The organism is Occallatibacter sp. (assembly GCF_049510455.1).
Classification (GTDB): Bacteria; Acidobacteriota; Terriglobia; order Terriglobales; family Acidobacteriaceae; genus Telmatobacter.
On the sequence record NZ_JBEKYX010000202.1, the window covers coordinates 1 to 3340 of the forward strand.

The 3340-nt window shown below is 60.5% G+C and carries 3 protein-coding genes; 2 read left to right on the plus strand and 1 reads right to left on the minus strand.

Annotated features, from left to right (window positions below; all coding sequences use genetic code 11):
• The first annotated feature begins 310 nt into the window (after positions 1-310).
• On the plus strand, positions 311-1279 hold the full coding sequence (locus tag ABSG47_RS20900) for a BamA/TamA family outer membrane protein (protein WP_424172518.1): 969 nt from the start codon (positions 311-313) through the stop codon (positions 1277-1279).
• A gap of 198 nt (positions 1280-1477) precedes the next feature.
• On the opposite strand, the gene ABSG47_RS20905 is transcribed toward ABSG47_RS20900, so the two are convergent.
• Positions 1478-1744, minus strand: coding sequence for a hypothetical protein (locus ABSG47_RS20905; RefSeq protein ID WP_424172521.1), 267 nt, complete (start codon positions 1742-1744; stop codon positions 1478-1480).
• 211 nt (positions 1745-1955) lie between these two features.
• On the opposite strand from ABSG47_RS20905, the gene ABSG47_RS20910 reads away from it, so the two are divergent.
• Positions 1956-3340, plus strand: a 1385-nt coding sequence (locus ABSG47_RS20910) for a DNA topoisomerase IV subunit B (protein ID WP_424172524.1), incomplete at its 3' end; no start/stop codon positions are given.

Here is a 3340-nt window from a genome sequence, read left to right on the forward strand (position 1 = left end):
TGCGACTAACACTAAGACTGGGACTAACACTGGGACTAGCACTGGGACTAGCACTGGGACTAGCACTGGGACTAGCACTGGGACTAGCACTGGGACTAGCACTGGGACTAGCACTGGGACTAGCACTGGGACTGGCACCAATACTGGCGCCGGTAATGAGGTTCACCCTAACGCCAACACTGGCACCGGCACGAGTTCCAGCACCGGCACCAGTACGAGAGCAAGCACTGGCGCAGACGCAGGTACTTGCGCCGACGAGGACTCCGGGCTCGAAATTCAGGCACGGCGCAAGTCTTGGGGTCCCAATTACTTGCGCTTCGGCTTGAATTTGGAGGATGACTTCCAGGGCGACGGCCACTACAACGCCGCAGCGCGTCTTGTGCTGACCGAAATCAATCAACTGGGCGCGGAGCTGCTCACGGACGTGCAAATCGGCACCGATCCCAGGATATTCAGCGAGTTTTATCAACCGATCGATGCAACGCGAACTTGGTTCGTGGCGCCGAGCGCGCGCATCGAGGTTCGCGACCTTCCGGTCTACGTCAACAATTTCGAAGTAGCGGATTTTCGCGACCGCGAGGCGGAAGCGGATCTCGACATCGGGAGAACCCTCGGCGACTGGGGAGAAATCCGTGCGGGGTATCACCGCACCAACGGCGAGACCCACGACCGCTACGGCGACCCGGCTTTAGTAGAGCCAACGTACAACATCGGCGAGTACTTCTTTAAGTTCAGCTACGACCAACTGGACAACATTCACTTTCCGCGCGAGGGCCAGAGTTTCACGGTGCAGTGGGATGGCAATCGAGTGAATCTCGGGGGGGATGTGGCCTTCGATAAAGTCACGGCCGATTGGCTGATGGCGCGCTCGATCGGGCGCAACACGATTTTGTTGTGGACCTCGGCGGGCAGTACCCTGGACGGCAACTTCAAACCCACCGATCTGCCCGAATTTTATTCCTTGGGCGGACTTTTCAGTTTATCGGGTCTCGCGCCCACTTCGCTGACCGGCCCGAACTATGCCATTGCCCGCGCGATCTACTTTCGCAAAATCGGTCACGGCGGCGAGGGCTTCTTCGAGTTTCCCGCCTATATCGGCGCATCATTCGAAGTGGGCAATACCTACGAGCGCCGCAGCGACATCAATTTTGGGTCGGCGCGCAAGGATGGATCGATATTCATAGCCTTCGACACGCTTCTCGGCCCCCTGTATCTGGGGTCGGGCTACGATCAATCGGGGACGGCGGGGTATTATTTGTTTTTGGGCCGCACTTTTTAGGCGCTTGCGCGCCACCTTTCAACGGGGTCGAGGCGACCCCGAGTATGAGGCGCGGCCGAAGAGGATTCGTTGCGCGTAGGGGCTGCGCCCGCCTTCCTTCGGGGCCGTTCCAACCCCAAACTTCAAGAGCGGGGTCGTTTCGACCCCGTTGAAAGTTGTGCGAAGCGCATGAAAAGTTGCGCGAAGCGCATGACAAGTCTAGAAGTTGCGACTTTCGGCGAGCTTTTCGACTTTCTCGAATACCAGGGCCGGCTGGTCGCCGATTCGGGAGTATTCGTGCTTGCCGGACATGTCCTCGAGCACGCGGTCGCGTTCCTCGGCGGTGAAGAACCAATGGGTTTTCTGCCAGTCGGCCCCCAGCAGCTTCGCGAAGGGATCTCCGGGCCGCAGACGTACGCGAATGCCGTAGGGACGGGGCAGCACGGGCAATGTGCGCACCAGATTCTGAACGTTTGCGATTCCCATAGTGGTGGAACGATAGCCGAATCGTGGGTAGGCTGCCAGCTGATCAGAGCCGGATTCGCATGTTAGACTCCGCCGCCTTCGCACGCGAGCAATGCATGTTTTTAAACAATCAAGGTCGGGGTCGCCCCGACCCCGTTGAAAGGTGGCGCGCAGCGCCTGGCAATTGGCGCGCAGCGCCTGGCAATTGGCGCGCAGCGCCTAACGAGGACTGATGGCATCGTCTTACACGGCCTCCGACATCGAGGTATTGAGCGGCTTGGACCCGGTTCGCCGGCGCCCGGGCATGTATACCGACACGACTCGGCCGAATCATCTTGCGCACGAGGTCATCGACAACAGCGTCGACGAAGCGATCAACGGCCACTGTGAGAACATTGACGTCACGGTGTTCAAGGACGGCTCCTTGCAGGTGGAGGACGACGGCCGCGGAATGCCCGTCGACATTCATCCCAAGGAGAAGATCAGCGGCGTGGAATTGATCCTGACGCGCCTGCACGCGGGTGGGAAATTCAACGACAAGAGCTACCAGCATTCCGGCGGATTGCACGGAGTAGGCGTGTCCGTGGTCAATGCACTGTCGAAGCACTTGGAGTGCTGGGTGCGCCGCGGCGGCAAGGAATACAACCTGAGCTTCGCGGGCGGCCGCCTCAAATCCAAGCTGGAGGTGGTCGGCGAGGTGCCTAAATCGAAGACCGGCACGACCTTGAGGTTCTGGCCCGATCCTCAGTACTTCGACACCGACAAATTCGCGATTCCGAAGCTCAAGCAGGTGCTGCGCGCCAAAGCGGTGCTGTGCCCCAATCTTCGCGTCACTCTGACCAACGAAGCCACCGGCGAGCGCGATGAGTGGTTCTACACGGGGGGGCTGCACCAATATCTGGCGGAGGAGCTCGGCAAGGGTGAATGGCTGCCCGCCGAGACGTTTTACGGCAAGCGGGACATCGAGGGCGGGTCTCTCGACTGGGCCTTCACCTGGGTGCTCGAGTCCGAGCACGTAATTACCGAAAGCTACGTCAATCTGATTCCCACCGTGGAGGGCGGCACGCACGTCAACGGCTTGCGGTCAGGAGCCTCAGATGCGGTGCGCGAGTTCTGCGAGTTCCGCAATTTGGTGCCGCGAGGCCTGAAGCTCGCGCCCGAGGACGTCTGGGACGGGGTGAGCTTCGTGCTGTCGATGAAAATGCACGAGCCGCAATTCGCGGGACAAACCAAGGAAAAACTGTCGTCGCGAGAATCGGCGGGAATCGTTCAGGGGGTGATCAAGGACGCCTTCGCCCTCTGGCTCAATCAGCATCCGGACCAGGGCGAGAAAATCGCCATGCTGGCGATCGCCAATGCGCAGCAGCGTTTCAAGGACAGCCAGAAAGTCGCCCGCAAGCGCATCGTGTCCGGCCCGGCGCTGCCCGGCAAGCTGGCCGACTGTGTCAGCCAGGATCCGGCACGCGGCGAGCTGTTCCTGGTCGAGGGCGATTCGGCCGGTGGCTCGGCCAAGCAGGCGCGCGACCGGGTGACCCAGGCCATCATGCCGCTGCGCGGCAAGATCTTGAACACCTGGGAAGCGGATGCCGGTGAAGTGCTGCAATCCCAGGAGGTCCA